Origin of the sequence: Bordetella genomosp. 1, assembly GCF_002261335.1 — a bacterium.
Classification (GTDB): Bacteria; Pseudomonadota; Gammaproteobacteria; order Burkholderiales; family Burkholderiaceae_B; genus Bordetella.
On record NZ_NEVL01000005.1, the window covers coordinates 67741 to 87286 of the forward strand.

The 19546-nt window shown below is 70.0% G+C and carries 17 protein-coding genes; 7 read left to right on the forward strand and 10 right to left on the reverse strand.

Annotated elements, in window-relative coordinates:
• Positions 1-47 precede the first annotated feature (47 nt).
• The 3 genes from CEG14_RS21070 to atzF are packed head-to-tail and all read right to left on the reverse strand — an operon-like array spanning position 48 to position 6274.
• On the reverse strand, positions 48-776 hold the full coding sequence (locus CEG14_RS21070; RefSeq protein ID WP_094828365.1) for a GntR family transcriptional regulator: 729 nt from the start codon (positions 774-776) through the stop codon (positions 48-50).
• On the reverse strand, positions 776-4414 hold the full coding sequence (gene uca, locus CEG14_RS21075) for an urea carboxylase (protein WP_094828366.1): 3639 nt from the start codon (positions 4412-4414) through the stop codon (positions 776-778). Before uca ends, CEG14_RS21070 begins: the two co-directional genes overlap by 1 nt.
• Before the next feature lie 15 nt (positions 4415-4429).
• Positions 4430-6274: an allophanate hydrolase gene (gene atzF, locus CEG14_RS21080; RefSeq protein WP_094828367.1), complete on the reverse strand. Its 1845-nt coding sequence runs from the start codon at positions 6272-6274 to the stop codon at positions 4430-4432.
• Between the two features lie 435 nt (positions 6275-6709).
• On the opposite strand from atzF, the gene urtA reads away from it, so the two are divergent.
• From urtA to urtE, 5 genes are read left to right on the forward strand one after another with little or no spacing between them, the layout of a single operon-like run.
• Complete coding sequence (gene urtA, locus CEG14_RS21085) at positions 6710-7963, forward strand: urea ABC transporter substrate-binding protein (RefSeq protein ID WP_094828368.1); 1254 nt, start codon at positions 6710-6712, stop codon at positions 7961-7963.
• Positions 7964-7998: 35 nt separating this feature from the next.
• A complete protein-coding gene (gene urtB, locus CEG14_RS21090; RefSeq protein ID WP_094828369.1) occupies positions 7999-9660 on the forward strand; it encodes an urea ABC transporter permease subunit UrtB in 1662 nt (553 codons plus the stop codon).
• Entirely contained in the window at positions 9657-10817 is a 1161-nt protein-coding gene (gene urtC, locus CEG14_RS21095; RefSeq protein WP_094828370.1) for an urea ABC transporter permease subunit UrtC, read from the forward strand. Before urtB ends, urtC begins: the two co-directional genes overlap by 4 nt.
• Positions 10814-11650, forward strand: coding sequence for an urea ABC transporter ATP-binding protein UrtD (urtD, locus tag CEG14_RS21100; protein ID WP_094828371.1), 837 nt, complete (start codon positions 10814-10816; stop codon positions 11648-11650). Before urtC ends, urtD begins: the two co-directional genes overlap by 4 nt.
• Before the next feature lie 2 nt (positions 11651-11652).
• A complete protein-coding gene (urtE, locus tag CEG14_RS21105) occupies positions 11653-12351 on the forward strand; it encodes an urea ABC transporter ATP-binding subunit UrtE (protein WP_094828372.1) in 699 nt (232 codons plus the stop codon).
• 37 nt (positions 12352-12388) lie between these two features.
• On the opposite strand, the gene CEG14_RS21110 is transcribed toward urtE, so the two are convergent.
• Both CEG14_RS21110 and CEG14_RS21115 read right to left on the reverse strand, forming a co-directional pair.
• Positions 12389-12907 carry an anti-virulence regulator CigR family protein gene (locus CEG14_RS21110; RefSeq protein WP_143277253.1) on the reverse strand — a complete coding sequence of 173 codons (519 nt, stop codon included), beginning with the start codon at positions 12905-12907 and terminating at the stop codon, positions 12389-12391.
• 20 nt (positions 12908-12927) lie between these two features.
• Entirely contained in the window at positions 12928-13410 is a 483-nt protein-coding gene (locus tag CEG14_RS21115) for a YajQ family cyclic di-GMP-binding protein (RefSeq protein WP_094828561.1), read from the reverse strand.
• Positions 13411-13566: 156 nt separating this feature from the next.
• On the opposite strand from CEG14_RS21115, the gene CEG14_RS21120 reads away from it, so the two are divergent.
• Together CEG14_RS21120 and CEG14_RS21125 are read left to right on the forward strand one after the other, a co-directional pair.
• On the forward strand, positions 13567-14037 hold the full coding sequence (locus CEG14_RS21120) for a CopD family protein (protein WP_094828374.1): 471 nt from the start codon (positions 13567-13569) through the stop codon (positions 14035-14037).
• Between the two features lie 201 nt (positions 14038-14238).
• Positions 14239-14922 (forward strand): GntR family transcriptional regulator, encoded by a 684-nt coding sequence (locus CEG14_RS21125; RefSeq protein WP_094828375.1) that lies wholly within the window; start codon positions 14239-14241, stop codon positions 14920-14922.
• A 92-nt stretch (positions 14923-15014) separates the two neighbouring features.
• On the opposite strand, the gene CEG14_RS21130 is transcribed toward CEG14_RS21125, so the two are convergent.
• The 5 genes from CEG14_RS21130 to CEG14_RS21150 form a co-directional block, all read right to left on the reverse strand.
• Positions 15015-15734 (reverse strand): ABC transporter ATP-binding protein, encoded by a 720-nt coding sequence (locus CEG14_RS21130; RefSeq protein WP_094828562.1) that lies wholly within the window; start codon positions 15732-15734, stop codon positions 15015-15017.
• Positions 15735-15748: 14 nt separating this feature from the next.
• Positions 15749-16567 (reverse strand): ABC transporter ATP-binding protein, encoded by an 819-nt coding sequence (locus CEG14_RS21135; protein WP_094828376.1) that lies wholly within the window; start codon positions 16565-16567, stop codon positions 15749-15751.
• Positions 16564-17451, reverse strand: coding sequence for a branched-chain amino acid ABC transporter permease (locus CEG14_RS21140; protein ID WP_094828377.1), 888 nt, complete (start codon positions 17449-17451; stop codon positions 16564-16566). Before CEG14_RS21140 ends, CEG14_RS21135 begins: the two co-directional genes overlap by 4 nt.
• Positions 17444-18337: a branched-chain amino acid ABC transporter permease gene (locus CEG14_RS21145; protein ID WP_094828563.1), complete on the reverse strand. Its 894-nt coding sequence runs from the start codon at positions 18335-18337 to the stop codon at positions 17444-17446. The genes CEG14_RS21140 and CEG14_RS21145 overlap by 8 nt, the downstream gene beginning before the upstream one ends.
• A gap of 76 nt (positions 18338-18413) precedes the next feature.
• Positions 18414-19520 carry an ABC transporter substrate-binding protein gene (locus tag CEG14_RS21150; RefSeq protein ID WP_094828378.1) on the reverse strand — a complete coding sequence of 369 codons (1107 nt, stop codon included), beginning with the start codon at positions 19518-19520 and terminating at the stop codon, positions 18414-18416.
• Positions 19521-19546: the final 26 nt, after the last annotated feature.

Sequence of the window (19546 nt, forward strand, 5' to 3'; positions counted from 1 at the left end):
GTCGGCTGCGGCTGCCCGCCGGCACTGGCCGCCGCACTCGCCGCGCGCTAGCCGCCACGCTGGCCGCCGCGCGCCTCATGCAGCATGTGGAGGGTGATCTTGCGGACCTCGGCCTTGGACAGCTCGATGTGCGCGCGCAGCATGCCGCGGGCGTCCGCGCCGCGCCGCGCCAGGATGGCGCGCAGGATGGCCGCGTGCTCGTCGTAGGTGGCGTCGACCCGGAAGCCCTTGGTGAAGTCGAGCCGCCGGATGATGCGGATCTTCTCGGTCACGTCGCGGTGGATCGCGGCCATCTCCGGATTGCCCGCCGCCGCCACCAGCGCGCAATGGAACGCCTCGTCGAGCTGGCCCACCAGCCGGCCGTCGCGGATGCGTTGCGCCTCGGGCACGAGCCAGACGTCCTGCAGCGCGCCCAGGATGCCCGACGGATCGAGCGTCTCGCGCGCCACCAGGCGCTCGACCGCCGCCAGCTCCAGCACGATGCGCACGTCGTAGAGCGCCTCGAAGCGGTCGAAGTCGATCGGGTGCACCTGCCAGCCGCTGCGCGGCCGCGCCAGCAGGAAGCCGTCGCGCTGCAGCCGCGCGAGCGCCAGCCGCAGCGGCGTGCGGCTCACGCCGAGGCGCGCCGCGAGGTCGGCCTCGGTCAGCAGCTCGCCCGGCAGCACCCGGAACTCGAACAGATCTTCCTTGATGCGTTCGTAGACCACATCGGCCAGCGTGGCCGACGCGGTCTGGACCTGCGCCAGCGCGGGTCCGATCTGTACCGCGGCGCGCATCAGGCCACCGTCGCGGACACGGTCTCGGCCAGCACCACCAGCGGATCGCCGCTGTCGACCTGGCGGCCCGGCGCGCAATGGATCGCGCTCACCACGCCGGCCACCGGCGCGGCCACCGCGAGCTCCATCTTCATCGCCTCGACCACCACCAGCGTCTCGCCGGCCTCGACCGTCTGGCCCACCTGCACCGGAATCTTCCACACGCTGCCGCACATGTCGGCGGCGACCAGCCGCTCACCCTCGGCCAGCGGGATCTCGCCGGTCTCGGGCGCGGCCTCCGGCACGGCCTGCGTGTCCTCGTGCTTCCACAGCGCCACTTCGGCGTCGAAGGCGGTCTTCTGGCGCGCCTGGAACGCGGCGATGCTGTCGGCCTCGCGGGCCAGGAATGCCCGATGCGCGGCGAAGTCGAACAGCTCCTCCTCGATGCGCACCGTGGCGCGGCCCTCGCGGAAATCGGCGCGCAGCCGGTCGAGCTCGATCTCGCTCACCGGATAGAAGCGCACCTGGTCGAAGAAGCGCAGCAGCCAGGGCTTGCCCTCCTGGAACACCGGGTTCTTCAGGAACTTGTTCCAGATCGGCAGGGTGCGGCCCACCAGCTGGTAGCCGCCGGGCGAATCCATGCCGTAGATGCACATGTAGACGCCGCCGATGCCCACCGTGCCCTCGGCCGTGAACGTGCGCGCGGGGTTGTACTTGGACGTGAGCAGGCGATGGCGCGGGTCGATCGGCACGGCGCACGGCGCGCCCAGGTAGACGTCGCCCAGGCCCATGATCAGATAGCTCGCGTCGAACACGATGCGCTGCACCTCGTCGCGCGCGTCCAGGCCGTTGATGCGCTGGATGAAGTCCACGTTGTTGGGCAGCCAGGGGGCCTGCGCGCGCACCGTCTCCTGGTAGCGCTGCACCGCGCCCAGCGTGGCCGAGTCCTCGAAGGCCATCGGCAGATACACCACGCGCGTGGGCACCTTGAGCGTGGCCACGTCGGGCAGGCCGGCCTCGATGCGCAGCAGCGCCTCGATCAGCGCCCCCTGCGACACCTCGCGGCTGTCGTAGCGGATCTGCAGCGAGCGCACGCCCGGCGACAGCTCGCGCACACCGGCCACGGGCGCCGCGGCCAGCGCCTCCATCAGCAGGTGCACGCGCATGCGCAGCGCCAGGTCCAGCACGTTGTCGCCGTATTCCAGCAGCAGGTAGCCGTCGCCGGCCTGGCGGTAGGCCACCGCCGGCCGGGTGCCGGAAGGCGGCAGCGCCGCGATCACGGTTTCCGACACGGTGCCTTGCGGCACGACCGCCGCGCCGGGCAGCACCGGCGCGACCGGCGCCAGCGCCGCGATGCTGCGGTCCTGCGCGGCCTGCAGCGCCACCGCGTGCGCGTAGTCCATGCGCACGAAGCGGATGCGATCGCCCGGCTTGACCTGCCCCACCTTCCACAGCTCGGCCTGCGCGATCGTGGCCGGGCAGACGAAGCCGCCCAGGCTCGGGCCGTCGCGCGTCAGGATCACGGGGCTGTCGCCGGTGAAGTTGATGCTGCCGATGGCGTATTCGCAGTCGTGGATGTTGGACGGGTGCAGCCCGGCCTCGCCGCCGTTCTCGCGCGCCCAGGTGGGCTTGGGGCCGACCAGCCGCACGCCCAGGCGGTTGGAGTTGTAGTGCACCTCGTAGTCGCTGGCGAAGAAGGCCTCGATGGCCTCGGGCCGGAAGAAGTCGGGCGCGCCGTGCGGGCCGTACAGCACGCCGATCTCCCAGTGCGTCCCGTAGGCAGGGATCAGGGCGGGGTCGGCGGCCAGCGGCGCGTCGGCGGCGGGCGGCGTGAGCGAGGCGGCCAGGCCCGGCCGGCCCAGCGGCAGCATGTCGCCCATGCGCAGCACGCGGCCGGCATGGCCGCCGAACTGCCCGAGCGCGAAGGTGGAGCGGCTGCCCAGATACACCGGCACGTCCAGGCCCTCGCGCACCGCCAGGTACACGCGGCAGCCCGACAGCACCTTGCCGACGTTCAACACCTGCCCCGAGCGCACGGTCACGGGCTGCCACTGCGGCACGGCCTCGCCGTCGAGCGTGGCCTCGCATTGCGCGCCGGTCAGCGCGATCACGGTGTCGCCATGGAAGCGCAGGGTCGGCCCGAGCAGCGTGGCCTCCAGGCCGGCCGCCTCGGGCGCATTGCCGACGATGCGGTTGGCGAGGCGGAAGGCATAGTCGTCCATCGGCCCCGAAGGCGGCACGCCGATGTCCCAATAGCCCGTGCGGCCCGGATAGTCCTGCACGCTGGTGTAGGTGCCGGGCGCCAGCACTTCGATCGTGGCGGGGCGATAGTCGAAGCTGTCCAGGAAACGCGTCGAGATCCGGCCCGCGACGAAGGCGGGGTCGGCCACGATCTGGCGCAGATAGTCGAGATTGGTGGCGATGCCGTGCAGCCGCGTGGCGTCGAGCGCGGCCGACAGCTTTTGCAGGGCCTCGGCGCGGTCGGCGCCGTGCACGATCAGCTTGGCCAGCAGCGGGTCGTAGAAGGCCGGCACCTCGGTGCCGGTGGCGACCCAGCCGTCGACGCGCGCGTGCGGCGCGAACGCCACCTCGGTCAGCACGCCGGGCGAGGGCTGGAACTGCTTGAGCGGGTCCTCGGCATACAGGCGCACCTCGATCGCGGCGCCCTGCGGCGCGCGCGTCATCGCCGCCCAGTCGAGCGCCTCGCCCGCGGCCACCTGCAGCATGCAGTGCACCAGGTCCAGGCCGGTCACCATCTCGGTGACCGGATGCTCGACCTGCAGGCGCGTGTTCACCTCCAGGAAATAGAACTGGTCGCGCCTGCCGTCGTAGATGAATTCGACCGTGCCGGCCGACCGGTAGTGCACCGATTCGCCGAGCCGCACCGCGGCCTCCAGCAGCGCCGCGCGCGTGGCGGGCGGCAGGTGCGGCGCCGGGGTTTCCTCGATCACCTTCTGGTTGCGCCGCTGCACCGAGCAGTCGCGCTCGCCCAGCGCCACCACGCGGCCGCGGCCGTCGCCGAAGATCTGCACCTCGACGTGGCGCGCCCGGTCGACGTAGCGCTCGATGAAGACGCCGCCGTCGCGGAAGAAATGCTCGCCCAGCCGCTGCACGCCTTCGTAGGCCGCGGTCAGCTCGGCCTCGTTGGCGCAGCGCGACAGGCCGATGCCGCCGCCGCCCGCCGTGCTCTTGAGCATCACCGGATAGCCGATGCGCTCGGCCTCGGTCAGGGCCTGGCCGAGATTGGCCAGCAGGCCCGTGCCCGGCGTCATGGGCACGCCGGCCAGCGCGGCCAGCTCGCGCGCGCGGTGCTTGAGACCGAACTCGTTGATCTGCTGCGGCGTGGGGCCGACGAACGCGACGCCGGCCTGCTCGCAGGCGGCCGCGAACTCGGCGCTCTCCGACAGGAACCCGTAGCCCGGAAAGATGGCCTGCGCGCCGGTCTCGGCCGCGGCCGCGAGCAGGCGGTCGATGCGCAGATAGCTGTCGGCCGCCTTCTCGCCGCCCAGCGCCACCGCCACGTCGGCCTCGCGCACATGGGCCGCGTCGCGGTCCGGATCCGAATACACCGCGACGCTGCGGATCCCCACGCGCTTGAGCGTGCGGATGGCGCGCAGCGCGATCTCGCCCCGGTTGGCAATCAATACCGTATCGAACATGAACCGCTCCTGTCTTTAGCGGGCCTGCGCGGCCAGGAAGGCGCGCCAGCCACCGAAGGAAGTGATGTCGCGCGCGCCCTCGAGGCCGCGCGGCTCGCAGATGAAGCCCTTCACCAGCCGGCCGTCGGCCAGCTCCAGCGTGCCGATCCCCAGCGGCGCCGGGATCTCGGCCACGAAGCTGCCGAACAGCGCGCCGGGCACGTCCCACAGCTCGACGATGATCGGCGCGCCCTCGGCGCTGCGCACCAGGCCGGGCTTGGGCGGCGTGGTGTTGGCCAGCGCATAGAGGCGATAGTCGGACGCGGTGTGCGTGGCCTCGACCAGGCGCGCATTGCGCGAGGTGAGCTGATGGTTCAGCGGCATGCCGGTCAGGTGCGCGCCCACGACGGCGACACGGATGGTGTTGGCCGCCGGCGCCACGGCGGAGGCTGCGTCGTGCGCGGACGCGGGCAGCGTGCGGCCCGTGGCGCCCAACGGCAGCGCCCGCGCGGCCTGCCAGCGCGCGCCGAACGCGGCCAGCGCATGGTCCTGCCACGCGCCGCCGATCAGCGTGATGCCGGCCGGCAGGCCATCCGCGCGCATGCCGGCCGGCAGCGCGAGCGCGGCCAGGTCAGCGAAGTTCGCGAAGTTGGTGTAGGTGCCCAGGCGGGCGTTGAGCGTGACGGGTTCCTCGCGCAGCGCATCGATGGTGTAGATCGACGGCGCGGTCGGCACCACCAGCGCGTCGTAGCCTTCGAGCGCCTGCTGGATGCGGCGGGTGAGCTCGGCGCGGCGGTACTCGGCCTGGAAGGTCTGCGTGGCGTCGAACTGCGCCGCCTGCTCCACGATGCCGCGCACCACCGGATCGATGGCGTCGGGCTGCTCGCGCCACAGGGCCTGGACGGCGGCGAAGCGCTCGGCCACCCAAGGGCCCTGGTACAGCAGCGCGGCGAGTTCGGCGAAGGGCGCGTAATCGATCGGCTCGATCTGCACGCCCTGCGCGCGCAGCGCCGCGAGCGCCTCGTCGAACGCCTGGCGCGCGGCCTCGTCGCCGAAGAATTCGAGCGTGTCGGGCACCGCGAAGCGCGGCGGCGCCTGCCAGGCGGCGCGCGCGGCCGGCGGCTCGGCACGCGAATACGGATCGAGCGGATCGTAGCCGCCCGCCAGGTCGGCCACCGTCACCGCATCGTCGACCGTGAGCGCAAACACCGACACGCAATCGAGCGTGCGGCAGGCCGGCACCACGCCGGCCGTGCTGAGCCAGCCGCGCGTGGGCTTGAGGCCCACGATATTGTTGAAGCCGGCCGGCACCCGGCCCGAGCCCGCGGTGTCGGTGCCGAGCGAGAACGGCACCTGCCCGCGCGCCACCACCACCGCCGAGCCCGAGCTCGAGCCGCCGCTCACGTAGGCGGGGTCGAAGCTGTTGGGCACGGCGCCGTGCGGCGAGCGCGTGCCCACCAGGCCGGTGGCGAACTGATCGAGGTTGGTCTTGCCCACCAGCACCGCGCCGGCGGCGCGCAGGCGCGCCACCACGGTGGCGTCGCGCACGGGCTCGTAGGCGAAGGCCGGGCAGCCCGCTGTGGTGGGCCAGCCCTGCGCGTCGATGTTGTCCTTCACCGCGAACGGCACACCGTACAGCGGCAGCCGCGTCAGGTCGCCGCCGACCTGGGCCAGCAGGCGCGCCAGGCCGTCGAGCTGGCGCGCCAGCGTGTCGGCATCGACGCGCGCGATCCAGGCGTTGTCGGGCGCGGTGGCCGCGCCGGCCACGTAGTCCGACAGCAGGTCGGCGGGATCGGCGCCCAGTTCACGATAGGCCCGCTGCCAGTCGGCAAGGGTCCATCCCGAAAAGCGCGTCGGTTCAGGCTGGGCAACGGCGTGCATGCTGGAATCCTCTCTTGTATACAAGTAAGGATCCTCAAGCAAACCGTATGCCATCTTTGCCCGGGCATGCGGGCCGCCCGCGCGCCGGCCCTATGAAACAAGGGCCCGCGCGCCCTCGCGCGCGCATGAGCCCGTGCGCGCGCGACCCCGGCCCGCATGCACCGTGTGCGCGCGCCGGCGCACCGGTTTCGTGCATGTCGCACCAGCATGCATCGGTGCACGCCTACGTCGATTCACGTATGGCGCGCGGCCCGCTCAATGAAAAAAACCCCGTCGCACAACCTGGCATAGGGTTTGCTTGAAGCCTCATGTCCGATCCCGTGCCGCGTCCGCTCACCGATCCGACCTTGCGGCAGGCACCGCATGTCGATGCAGGCATCACGTAGTCCAGAAAAATCCGCCGGCGATCCCGGCCCTTCAGCTACAGGAGTCACCATGCAACGCAGATACGTACTCAAGTCCCTCACCGCCGCCAGCCTGCTGGCCCTGTCCGGCTGGATGCCGACGCTCATGGCCGCCGAAGACACGATCAAGGTCGGCATCCTGCATTCGCTGTCGGGCACCATGGCCATCTCCGAGACCTCGTTGAAAGACGTGGCGCTGATGACGATCGAGGAGATCAACGCGGCCGGCGGCGTGATGGGCAAGAAGCTCGAGCCGGTGATCGTGGACCCGGCCTCGAACTGGCCGCTGTTCGCGGAGAAGTCGCGCCAGCTGCTGTCGCAGGACAAGGTGGCCGTGGTGTTCGGCTGCTGGACCTCGGTGTCGCGCAAGTCGGTGCTGCCGGTGTTCAAGGAGCTCAACGGCCTGCTCTTCTATCCCGTGCAGTACGAGGGCGAGGAGCTGGAGAAGAACGTGTTCTACACGGGCGCCGCGCCCAACCAGCAGGCGATCCCCGCGGTCGAGTACCTGATGAGCGAAGACGGCGGCGGCGCCAAGCGCTTCGTGCTGCTGGGCACCGACTACGTGTACCCGCGCACCACCAACAAGATCCTGCGCGCCTTCCTGCACTCCAAGGGCGTGAAGGACAGCGACATCGAAGAGGTCTACACGCCCTTCGGCCATTCCGACTACCAGACCATCGTGGCGAACATCAAGAAGTTCGCCAGCGGCGGCAAGACCGCCGTGATCTCGACCATCAACGGCGACTCCAACGTGCCCTTCTACAAGGAGCTCGGCAACGCCGGCCTGAAGGCCACCGACGTGCCGGTGGTGGCGTTCTCGGTGGGCGAAGAGGAACTGCGCGGCGTGGACACCAAGCCGCTGGTGGGCCACCTCGCCGCCTGGAACTACTTCCAGTCGATCAAGAACCCCACCAACGCCGCGTTCGTGGAGAAGTGGAAGGCCTATGCCAAGGCCAAGAACCTGCCCAACGCCGCGACCGCCGTGACCAACGACCCGATGGAAGCAACCTACATCGGCATCCACATGTGGAAGCAGGCGGTCGAGCAGGCCAAGACCACCGACGTCGACAAGGTGATCGCCGCGATGGGCGGACAGACGTTCGCCGCGCCCGACGGCTACACCATCGAGATGGACAAGACCAACCATCACCTGCACAAGCCCGTCTACATCGGCGAGATCAAGGCGGACGGTCAGTTCAACGTGGTGTGGAAGAGCAAGGGCCCGATCCGCGCCCAGCCGTGGAGCCCGTTCATTCCGGGCAACGAAGGCAAGCAGGGGCTCTGATCCCGCCGATCCGCCGCCACGTCCAAGGGCTTTCCATGCACAGAACCGGTCTTTTCTCGTTCCTGCGACCAGGCCTGCCGCGCGGCCTGCTGGCCGCGCTGGCGGCGGTGCTGCTGCTGTTCGCCGTGCCGCCCGGCGCGCGCGCCGCGGGGCTGGATGCCGCGCTGCTCGCGCCGCTGGCGGGCGACGACAGCGAGGCGCGCGTGGCGGCCATCGCCGCGCTCGGCGCCCTGCCCGATCCGGGCGCCGCCACGGTGTTGCAGGCACTCGGGGAAGACCGGCTCTACGTGACGGCGGCGGGCCGCATCCTGGTGGGCGGCGCCGACGCGCAGGCGCCGGCCACCGACCCGACCTCCGGCGAGCGCGTCGACCTGCCGGCCGACGCGCAGACCATCTCGATCAACAACCGCCTGCGCCGCGCCATCCAGGGCGCGCTGGCAGGCTCCCAATTGCATGCGGCCGACCCGGCCGCCCGGCTCGCCGCGGCGCGCCGGCTGCAGCAGAGCAACGACCCCGCCCGCCTGCCGCTGATCGCACAGGCCCTGGCGCGCGAACAGCACGCGGAAGTGCGCGCCGCGCTCGAGCTGGCGCAGGCCAAGCTCGAGCTCGCGTCGCCCGATGCGAGCGTGCGGCGCCATGCGGTCGAACTGCTGGGCCGCGCCAACAACGCCGCGTTCCGGCCGCTGCTGGCCGACCTCGCCGAACCGCGCGCGGACGGCAGCCATGCCGAGACCGACCCCACGGTGCGCGATGCGGCGGCCGCGGCGCTGCGCGCCATCGACCGCCACGTCGCCATCGTCGAGTGGACCGGCAACCTGTTCTACGGCCTGAGCCTGGGCAGCGTGCTGCTGCTCGCCGCCATCGGCCTGGCCATCACGTTCGGCCTGATGGGCATCATCAACATGGCCCACGGCGAGCTGCTGATGATCGGCGCCTACGCCACCTATCTGGTGCAGACGGCGTTCCGCGCCTGGCTGCCCGGCTGGATGGACTGGTACGTGCTCGCGGCGCTGCCGGTGGCCTTCCTGGCCTCGGCCGGCGTGGGCATGGCGCTGGAACGCACCGTGATCCGCTGGCTCTACGGCCGACCGCTGGAAACGCTGCTCGCCACCTGGGGCATCAGCCTGATCCTGATGCAGGCGGTGCGCACGCTCTTCGGCGCGCAGAACGTGGAGGTGAGCAACCCGAGCTGGATGAGCGGCGGCTTCACCGTGATGGGCGGCCTGGTCCTCACCTACAACCGCATCGCCATCATCGTGTTCGCGCTGCTGGTGGTGTTCCTCGTGTGGGTGCTGCTCAACCACACGCGGCTGGGCCTGTTCGTGCGCGCCATCACGCAGAACCGCCGCATGGCCGATTGCGTGGGCGTGCCCACCGGCCGCATCGACATGCTGGCCTTCGGCCTGGGCTCGGGCATCGCCGGCCTGGCCGGCGTGGCCCTGTCGCAGCTCGGCAACGTCGGCCCGGATCTCGGCCGCGGCTACATCGTGGATTCGTTCATGGTGGTGGTGCTGGGCGGGGTCGGGCAGCTGGCCGGCACGGTCATCGCCGCGCTCGGCCTGGGCGGCGTGAACAAACTGCTGGAACCCTATGCCGGCGCGGTCATGGCCAAGATCACCATCCTGGTCCTGATCGTGCTGTTCGTGCAAAAACGCCCGCAGGGCCTGTTCGCCCCGCGCGGCCGGAGCGCCGAATGACGTCCGCCACCCACCCCGACCTCGCCCGCCTCTCGCACCACCGGCTGTTCACGCCGCGCGCCTGGAGCGCGCTGCTCGCGGCCGTCGTGCTGATGGCGCTGCTGCCGGCGCTCAACCTCTGGTTCGCGCCGGGCCATCCCCTGCACGTGTCGGCCTATGCCGTGGCGCTGCTGGGCAAGTTCATGTGCTACGCGCTGGCGGCCCTGGCGCTGGACCTGGTGTGGGGCTATGCCGGCATCCTGTCGCTCGGCCACGGCCTCTTCTTCGCGCTCGGCGGCTATGCGCACGGCATGTACCTGATGCGCGCGATCGGCCGCGACGGCAGCTACCAGAGCGACCTGCCGGACTTCATGGTGTTCCTGAACTGGAAGGAATATCCGTGGTACTGGTCGTTCACGGAACACTTCTGGTACGCCTGGCTGCTGGTGCTGCTGGTGCCCGGCGTGCTGGCCTTCGTGTTCGGCTACTTCGCGTTCCGCTCGCGCATCAAGGGCGTGTACTTCTCCATCATCACGCAGGCGCTCACCTACGCCGCGATGCTGCTGTTCTTTCGCAACGACACCGGCTTCGGCGGCAACAACGGCTTCACCGACTTCAAGCGCATCCTGGGCTTCGACATCACCGCGCCGGCCACGCGCGCCTCGCTCTACTGGATCACGCTGGCGGCGCTGTTCGGCGCGCTGGTGCTGGCGCGCGCGATCACGCAGTCGCGGCTCGGGCGGGTGCTGACGGCGGTGCGCGACGCCGAGAGCCGGCTGCGCTTTCTCGGCTACGAGCCGCTCGGCTTCAAGCTGTTCGTCTGGACGCTGTCGGCCGTGCTGTGCGGCATCGCCGGCGCGCTCTACGTGCCGCAGGTCGGCATCATCAACCCCAGCGAGATGTCCACCGAGACCTCGATCGAGATGGTGATCTGGGTCGCCACCGGCGGACGCGGCACGCTGGTCGGCCCCATCGTGGGCGCGGGCGCCATCAACGGCCTGAAGACCTGGTTCACCAGCGTGGTGCCGGAATTCTGGCTCTACGCGCTGGGCCTGATCTTCGTGCTGGTCACGCTGTTCCTGCCGCAGGGCATCGTGGGGCTGGTGCGCAAACTGATGGGGCTGCGCCGCCAGCGCGCCGCCACCCCCATCGCGCTCGGCCAGGAGAAACAGGCATGACGACCGCCCCGCTTTCCGACGACGCGCTGCAGGGTGGACCCGGCGGCGAGGCCAGCTACGGCCGGGTGAGCCCCAAGGGCGTGGACACCAGCCACGGCGCCATCCTCTATCTCGACGACATCACGGTCAGCTTCGACGGTTTCAAGGCGCTCAACGCGCTCACGCTCGACATCGGCGTGGGCGAGCTGCGTTGCATCATCGGCCCCAACGGCGCCGGCAAGACCACCATGATGGACGTCATCACCGGCAAGACGCGGCCCACCTCCGGCAGCGCCTTCTTCGGCCAGAACATCGACCTCACCACCCTGTCGGAGGCCGATATCGCCGATGCCGGCATCGGCCGCAAGTTCCAGCGCCCCACGGTGTTCGAGCAGCACAGCGTGTTCGAGAACCTCGAGCTCGCCATGAAGACCGACAAGCGCGTGCGGCAGGTGCTGTTCGCGCGGCTGTCGAGCGAACAGACCGACCGTATCGCCGCCACGCTGGACCTGATCCGGCTGCGCGACCAGGCGGGACGCCCGGCCGGGCTGCTGTCGCACGGCCAGAAGCAGTGGCTGGAGATCGGCATGCTGCTGATGCAGGAGCCGCGCCTGCTGCTGCTCGACGAGCCGGTGGCCGGCATGACCGATGCCGAGACCGAACGCACCGGCGAGCTGCTCAACGAGCTGCGCGGCCGGCATTCCCTGATGGTGGTGGAGCACGACATGGATTTCGTCAACCAGATCGCGGGCGACAAGGTGACGGTGCTGCACGAGGGCGCGGTGCTGGCCGAGGGCAGCATGCAGGCGGTGCAGAATCATCCGCGCGTGATCGAAGTCTATCTGGGACGCTGAACATGCTGGCAGCCACCAACATCAACCAATACTACGGCGGCAGCCACACGCTGCGCGGCATCTCGCTGGAGGTGCCGCGCGGCCAGTGCCTGGCGCTGCTGGGCCGCAACGGCGTGGGCAAGACCACGCTGCTCAAATGCCTGATGGGCGTGCTGCCGGTGGCGCGCGGCAGCGTGCAGCTCGACGGCGTGGACATCACCCGGCTCGCGCCGCACCGGCGCGCCGCGCTCGGCATGGCCTACGTGCCGCAGGGCCGCGACATCTTCGCCCGCCTCACGGTGGAAGAGAACATCCTGATGGGCATGGCGACCAAGCCCGCCGCGCGGGCGCGCCGCGTCCAGGGCGAGATCTACGAGCTGTTTCCGGTGCTCAAGAACATGCTGCGCCGCCGCGGCGGCGATCTGTCGGGCGGGCAGCAGCAGCAACTGGCGATCGCGCGCGCGCTGGTGGCCGAGCCGCGGGTCATCATCTTCGACGAGCCCACCGAGGGCATCCAGCCCTCCATCATCAAGGACATCGCCCGCGTGATCCACCTGCTGCGCCAGCGCGGCGACATGGGCATCCTGCTGTGCGAGCAGTACTTCGATTTCGCGCGCGAGCTGGCCGACCAGTTCGTGGTGCTGTCGCGCGGCGAGGTGGTGGCGGCCGGCACGCGCGCCGAGATCGACGGCGAACACGTGCGGCGGCACCTGTCGGTGTGAGGCCGCCACCGGACGCGGGCGGCCGGCCCGCGCCCTTTCAGCGGAACACGTCGACCAGCACGTCGGCGATCAGGCCGCCGGCGATCGCCACCAGGATCAGGTCGGCGCCCGCCACGCGCCATTCGTAGCCCGGATACACGGGCAGGTGCGCCAGCATGCCGGACGGCACCATCTTCTTGGCGATGCCCGGCGGCAGGGGCTTGCCGCGCGCCAGGTTCTTGCGGATGCCCGGCGGCAGGTCCGACATGCCGGTCAGGCCGGCGTCGAGCGCATAACCGCGCGCCACGCTGACCGTGATGCCGGCCCGGCGCAGGTCGACGCTGACCTGGGCGCCATCGTCCTTGCCGGACTTGCCGCCCTTGCCGTTGCCGTTGCCCTTGCCATCACCCTTGCCGTTGCCGTGATCCTTGCCCTGGCCCTGGCCCTGGCCCTGGCCCTGGCCATTGCCCTTGCCATTGCCATTGCCATTGCCGCGGCCCTCGGGTGGCGCGGCCTGCGCCGCCGTCATGGCGGTCAGCAGCAGTGCAGTACAGAACAACCGGGTCGGGGTACGCATGGCAGCCTCCGTGTGCGAGCTCAGTCGCGGAAGTTTTCGAACTGCAGCGGCAGTTCAACGTCAGTCTTCTTGAGCAGGGCGATGACTTCCTGCAGGTCGTCGCGCTTCTTGCCGGTGATGCGCAGCTTCTCGCCGTTGATCTGGCTCTCGACCTTGGCCTTGCTGGCCTTGATCGCGGCGATCAGCTTCTTGGAGATGGCCTGTTCGATGCCCTGCTTGATGGTGATCTTCTGCCGTGCGCCGCCGAGGTTCTCGAGCGGCGCGGCCACGTCCATGCAGCGCACGTCGATGCCGCGCGCCGACAGGCGGGCGCGCAGGATGTCGATCATCTGCTTGAGCTGGAAGGCGCTGGGCGCGACCTGGGTCACCACGAACTCGTCGAGTTCGAACTTGGCGTCGGTGCCCTTGAAATCGAAGCGCGTGGACAGTTCGCGGTTGGCCTGGTCGACCGCGTTCTTGAGTTCGTGTTTGTCGACTTCGGAAACGACGTCAAAGCTGGGCATCGAAAACCTCTTGAGAATGAAAAAGCCGGTGGCCGCCATGCCGGGCGGCCCCTGGGGGAGATAGGCGAAGTTTAAGACGAAATGGGCGATCCGGCGCCCGGCTATGATGGCTGGCGGCCCTGGCTGCCTTTCTCCCCATTTTTGCGAGGTGTTTCCATGCTCTATGGCATCGTCAAGGCCCTGCACGTGCTGGCCGTGGTTCTCTGGCTCGGCGGCATGGTGTTCGCGCACTGTTTTCTGCGTCCCGCCCTCGCCGGGCAGGACGCGCCCCAGCGCCTGACCCTGATGCGCGACGTGCTGCGGCGCTTCCTGGGCGCCGTGCTGCCGGCGGTACTGCTGATCCTGCTGTCGGGCGCGTGGATGCTGTTCTCGACCGCCCGCGCGGTGTCGGCCAGCGGTGGCAGCATGATCGTCCCGCCCGCCTGGCACCTGATGGCCGGCCTCGGCATCATCATGAGCGTGATCTACGCCTACGTGCGCTACGTGGCCTATCCGAAGCTCAACGGCGCCGTCCAGGCGCGCGACTGGCCGGCGGCCGGCCGCGCGCTCACCGGCATCCGCCACGGCGTGGCCACCAACATCGTGCTGGGCCTGGTGATCGTGGCGGCCGTCTACGCCTGGCACTGAACCCGCGCCATGCCGCGCTGCACCCGCGCTGCACGGGCGTAGCGCGGGCGCAGCGCGGGCGCAGCGCGGCATGGCCTCGCCTCCGGGTTTCGGATACTATGGGCCGCCTGCGCGGCCTGGCCGCCGCGCATCCGTCTCGCGCACGACAACGCCCAGGGCCGCGTCGCTTTCCCGGTCCTCACTCATGGATTTCGTTTCGCCATGACCTCCCCTCCCCTCAAGAAAAGCGTCGCGGACAAAAAGCAGGCGCTGCCACACCGCATTCGCGACCAGCTTCGCTACGAGATCCTGACCGGCGCCCTGCCGGCCGGCACGCCGCTCAAGCAGGATTCGCTCGCGACCCGCTTCCAGGCCAGCCGCATCCCGGTGCGCGAGGCCCTGCGCCAGCTCGAAACCGAAGGACTGGTCACCTACCACCTGAATCGCGGCGCGGTCGTGATGCAGATGGACGTGGCGCAGATCTGCGAACTGCTCGACATCCGCATCGCGCTCGAGTGCTACGCGGTGCGCATCGCGGTGCCCAACATGGGAGAGCCCGATTTCGCGGAGCTCGAAGCCATCCTGAAGGCCTACGACGACTCCGACTCGGTGCAACAGTGGGCCGAGCTCAACCGGCGCTTCCACATGGCGCTGTGCATGCCGGCCAACAACCAGCGCCTGCGCCGGCTGATCGAGGAATACGGCCTGAACACCGACCGCTATACCCACGAGTTGATGTCCAAGGCCACGGGCAAGACACGCCCGCAGCAGGATCACTACGCCATCCTGCAGGCCTGCCGCGACCAGGACGGCCAGCGCGCCGCGCAGCTGCTCGAGGCGCACATCCTCGAGACCCGCAAGAATCTCGTCGCCATGCAGCGCCACGGCGGCGCCGCGCTCGGCTGAAAAAAAGGCCGCCGGCAATGCCGGCGGCCACGGACGGCGCCAGGCCGCCATCCCTGCCCGGGGCTGCCCCGCCCCCGGCCTGCTCGCGCCGTTCAGGCGGCGCGCCCGCCCAGATACAGCTCGCGCACCTCCGGATCGTGCATCAAGGCCTGCGCCTGGCCCGTGAGCGCCACCGTGCCCATCGACAGCACGTAGGCGCGATCGGAGATCCGCAGCGCCTCCATCGCGTTCTGCTCCACCATCAGGATGGTGACCTGCTCGCTGGCGCGGATCTGCTCGATGGCGCAAAACACCTCGTCGAGCGTCTTGGGCGACAGTCCCGCCGACGGCTCGTCCAGCAGCAGGAGCGACGGCGAGGGCATCAGCGCGCGCGCCAGCGCCAGGATCTGGCGTTCCCCGCCCGACAGCGAGGCCGCCGGCGCGGCCAGCTTGCGGCCCAGCACCGGGTAGAGCGCGCACAGCGCGTCGATGCGGCGCTGGCTCTGCGCACCCGGCAACGCCTGCCCGCCCACCAGCAGGTTGTCGCGCACCGACAGCGCGGTGAAGACGTTCTCGGTCTGCGGCACGAAACCCACGCCGCAGCGGCGCACCTTCTCGAACACCGGCACGCGCGACACGTCGGCGCCGCCCAGCAAGACCTGGCCGCTGCGCGGGCGCAGATAACCGGCAATGGTCTTGAGCAGCGTCGACTTGCCGCAGCCATTGGGGCCGAGCAGCGTCACGATCTCGGCGCGCTGCGCGTGCAGCGTCATGCCCTTGAGGATGTCGACCTCGCGGCTGTAGCCCGCCACCACGTCGCGGACTTCGATCATCGGTTCTGCGTTCGTCATGCCATGCTCATCCTGACAGCGCCGGGCGCGGCCACCGCCGCCCCCGGACGTGCGCGCGCCGCGTTGCCCAGATAGGCTTCGAGGACGCGCTCGTTGGAGGAAAGTTCGTCGGGCCGGCAATCGGCCACGATGTGTCCGCGGTCCAGCACGATGCAGCGGCCGCACACCTCGCGGATGAAGTGCATGTCGTGCTCCACGATCACGATGGTCATGCCGGCGGCGTTGAGCCGCTTGAGCGCGCCCACCAGGTCGCCGCGCAGATTGGGATGCACCCCGGCCGTGGGCTCGTCGAGCAGCATCAGCCTGGGCTGCGCCATCAGCGCGCAGACGATGCCGAGCAGCTTTTTCTGGCCGCCCGACAGCGACGCGGCCGGCAGGTCGCGCACCCGCTCGAGCAGCAGATCGCGCAGCAGCACCGTGGCGCGCGCGTGCGCGTCGGCCTCGGCGCGCCGCGCCACCGCCAGCCCGAGCAGGTTTTCCCACACCCCGTGATGCGCGGTGGCGGCGGCCATCGCCACCTCCATCACCGACATCTTGGCCGGCATCGAGGGCAGCTGGAAGGTGCGCGCGATGCCCTGTCCGACGATGCGATGCGCGGGCAGCTTCTCCAGCGCGCGGCCCGCATACAGCACCTGGCCGGCGTCGGCGCGCTCGAAGCCGGTGATGGTGTTGAGCAAGGTGCTCTTGCCCGAGCCGTTGGGCCCGAGCAGCCCCACGATTTCGCCGGCGCCGATGGAGAAATCCACCGCGGTCAGCACCTGGTTGCCGCCAAAGGCCTTGGCCAGCTTCTCCACGCGCAACAGTGCCTGGTTCATGACATCTTCCTCACTTTCTCGGGCAACAGGCCCTCGCTGCGCCACATCAGGCAGGCAAGCAGAATGAAACCGATCAGGCCCAGGCGCAGCGCGCCGGCCACGTCGGAACCGAAGCCGAAGGCATCCTTGGCGAAGGGCACGAGCGCGTAGGCGCCCTGCACCAGCGCCACGCCCAGCACCACGCCGGCGACGTTGCCCAGGCCGCCGATCATGAGCATGGTCCAGAGCAGGAACGTCTCGGCGGCGAGCAGATAGTCGGGGCCCACGAAGCTCATGTAGTGTGCGTAGAGCGACCCTGCCAGCGCGGTGACGGCGGCCCCGCTCATCACGGCGCGCGTCTTGAGCGCCATCAGGTCGTAGCCCATGCAGGCGGCCAGCCGGGGCTCTTCGCGCATCACGCGCAGCGCCCGGCCGTAGCGGCCCGCGGCGAGGCGCGCGCACAGCCACGCCCCCAGCGCCACGAGCGCCACCACCAGCGCCGCGAACGCCAGCGCGCCCGCGCGGCCCGACAGCCAGGGCAGCAGGGGCGTGATGCCGCCGATGCCCTGGGCGCCGTTGGTGAGCCACAGTTCGTTGGTGGCGACGGTGCGCAGGATCTCGGCCACGGCCAGCGTGGCGATGCCCCAGTAGTCGGCGGCGAGCTGGCGGCCCAGGCGCGCGATGGCCCAGCCCAGCGCCATGGCCGCGACGATGCCGCAGGCCGCGCCCACCAGCGGCCCGGCGCCCGCCTCGATGGCGATGCCGGTGGCGTAGGCGCCGATGCCCGCGAAGGCGATGTGGCCGAAGTTGAGCAGCCCGGCCAGGCCGGCCTGCAGGTTCAGGCCCAGCGCCATCAGCGCGTAGATGCCGGCAAACGTGACCGATGCAATCAGGAAATCAAACACGGCGCACCTCCCGGTCGAACAGGCCGTAGGGTTTGAACAGCAGCGCCAGCAACAGGATCAGGAACGAGGCAGCGCCGATGTAGGCCACCGGCAGGAATGCCACCGGCCGGCCCAGCAGGAAGCCGAAGTTCAGGTTCGTCACCAGCGTTTCGCTCAGCGCGATCAGGAAGGCCCCGGCCACCGCGCCCAGCGGGTTGCCCAGGCCGCCCAGGATGGCGGCGGCGAAGACCGGCAGCAGCAGGTCGGTGCCGAGGTTGACGTGGGCGCCGGTCGACAGCGCCAGCATGCCGCCGCCCAGCCCCGCCAGCATGCCGCTGGCGAAAGTGACCTGCAGCGTGATGCGCGTGGCGTTCAGGCCGCTCGCGTCGGCCAGCGCCGGATTGCAGGCCAGCGCCCGCATCGCGCGCCCGGCGCGGGTGTAGAACAGCAGCGCCGCGAAGGCGGCGAGGATGGCGAGCGTGACGGCCACCGAGACCAGCTGGGTCCAGGTGATGCGCGCGTCGCCCAGCAGCAGCGGCTCGGCCAGTGGCAGCGTGAACATCATCGGAAACGAGCCCGCGACGCCCAGGCAGGTGGCGATCACCAGCATCGACAGGGCCAGCGACCCGATCATGGTGATGGCCGGGCCGGCGCGCAGCAGGCGGCGGAACACCAGCAGATGAAAGACGAGCGTCACCAGGCCCGTGCCCAGCGCGGCCAGGACCAGCGCGAGCGGCAGCGGCGCGCCCTGGGCGTGCAGGGCATAGGTCAGGTAGGCGCCGACCATCGCGTACTGCACGTGCGCGATGTTGGGAAACTTGACCAGGCCATAGACCGTGCTCAACCCCAGCGCCACCAGCGCCAGGTCGGAGAAGCGCAGCAGCGTGTCGACCAGAATCTGAATCATGAGCAACCTATTGCGTAGCGAAAAAGACCCCGGCCGCGGGGAGGAAGTCGCGGCCGGGTGCGCAGACGGACTGCGCTCAACGTGCGACGATCTTGCCCTGGTCGGACTTCAACTTGGCATAGGGCGGATCGATGCGCTGGCGATCGGCGTCGAACTTGATGAAGCCCGTCACGCCCTCGTAGCCCTTCTGGCCCAGCGACTTGAGCGCGGCCTGCACCTCGGCCGGCGCGGTCGACTTGGCCTGGTTCATCGCCGCGGCGGTCAGCATCACGGCGTCGTAGGCGTAGCCGGTGTACGAGGTCTTCATGCCTTCCTTGTATTTGGCGGCGAACGCCTCGGCATAGGCCTTGCCCTTGGGGCCCAGCACCGAGCCGACTTCCATGCCGATCTGGCCCTGCGCGATGTTGGCGGGCGTGTCCGACAGGCACATGCTCAGCAGGATCCCGTACCACGGCGTCTTGCGCAGGCCCAGCTCGAAGGCCTCGCGATTGATGACGGCCGATTCCTGGCCGTAGGCGGTGTAGATGTAGGCGTCGGGATTGCTGCGCGACATCTGCTGCAGCTCGCGGCGGTAGGTCGACTGCCCCGCGGTGTACAGCACCTCGGTCACGATCTTGCCACCCAGCTTCTCGAACTCCTCGCGAAAGCCATGCGCCACGCCCTGGCCGTAGGCGTTGTTGGGTGCGATCACCGCCACGCTGCGATAGCCCTGGTCCCAGGTGTCCTTGGCCGAAAAGCGGTTGCCCTTGTCCTCGAGGCCGATCAGGTTGAACGAGGTCGCGCCCAGGTCACGGATCTTCACGCTGGTGCTGGCGATGTTGATGTGCGTGATGCCTTCCTTCACCAGGAACTGGCCCAGCGGAATCGAGATGCCCGACGAGTATTCGCCGATCACCACCGGCACCTTGTCCACGCTCACCAGCTTGCGGGCCGCGTTCAGTGCCGTGGTCGGGTTGCCGCCCGAGTCCTCGACGATCACGTTGAACTTCTTGCCCAGCACGCCGCCGTCGGCGTTGACCTGCTCGACCGCCAGCGCGACGGCGCGGCGCACATCCTCGCCCACGGTCGCGTTGGCGCCGGTCAGCGAAAGCACGGCGCCCATCGAGATCGTTTCCTGCGCCTGCACCCCCATGGCACCGGCCAGCGCCAGCGCGCCCAGTCCTGCACGTACCGAAAACTTCATGGTTCTACCCCTTGATGAATGAACGT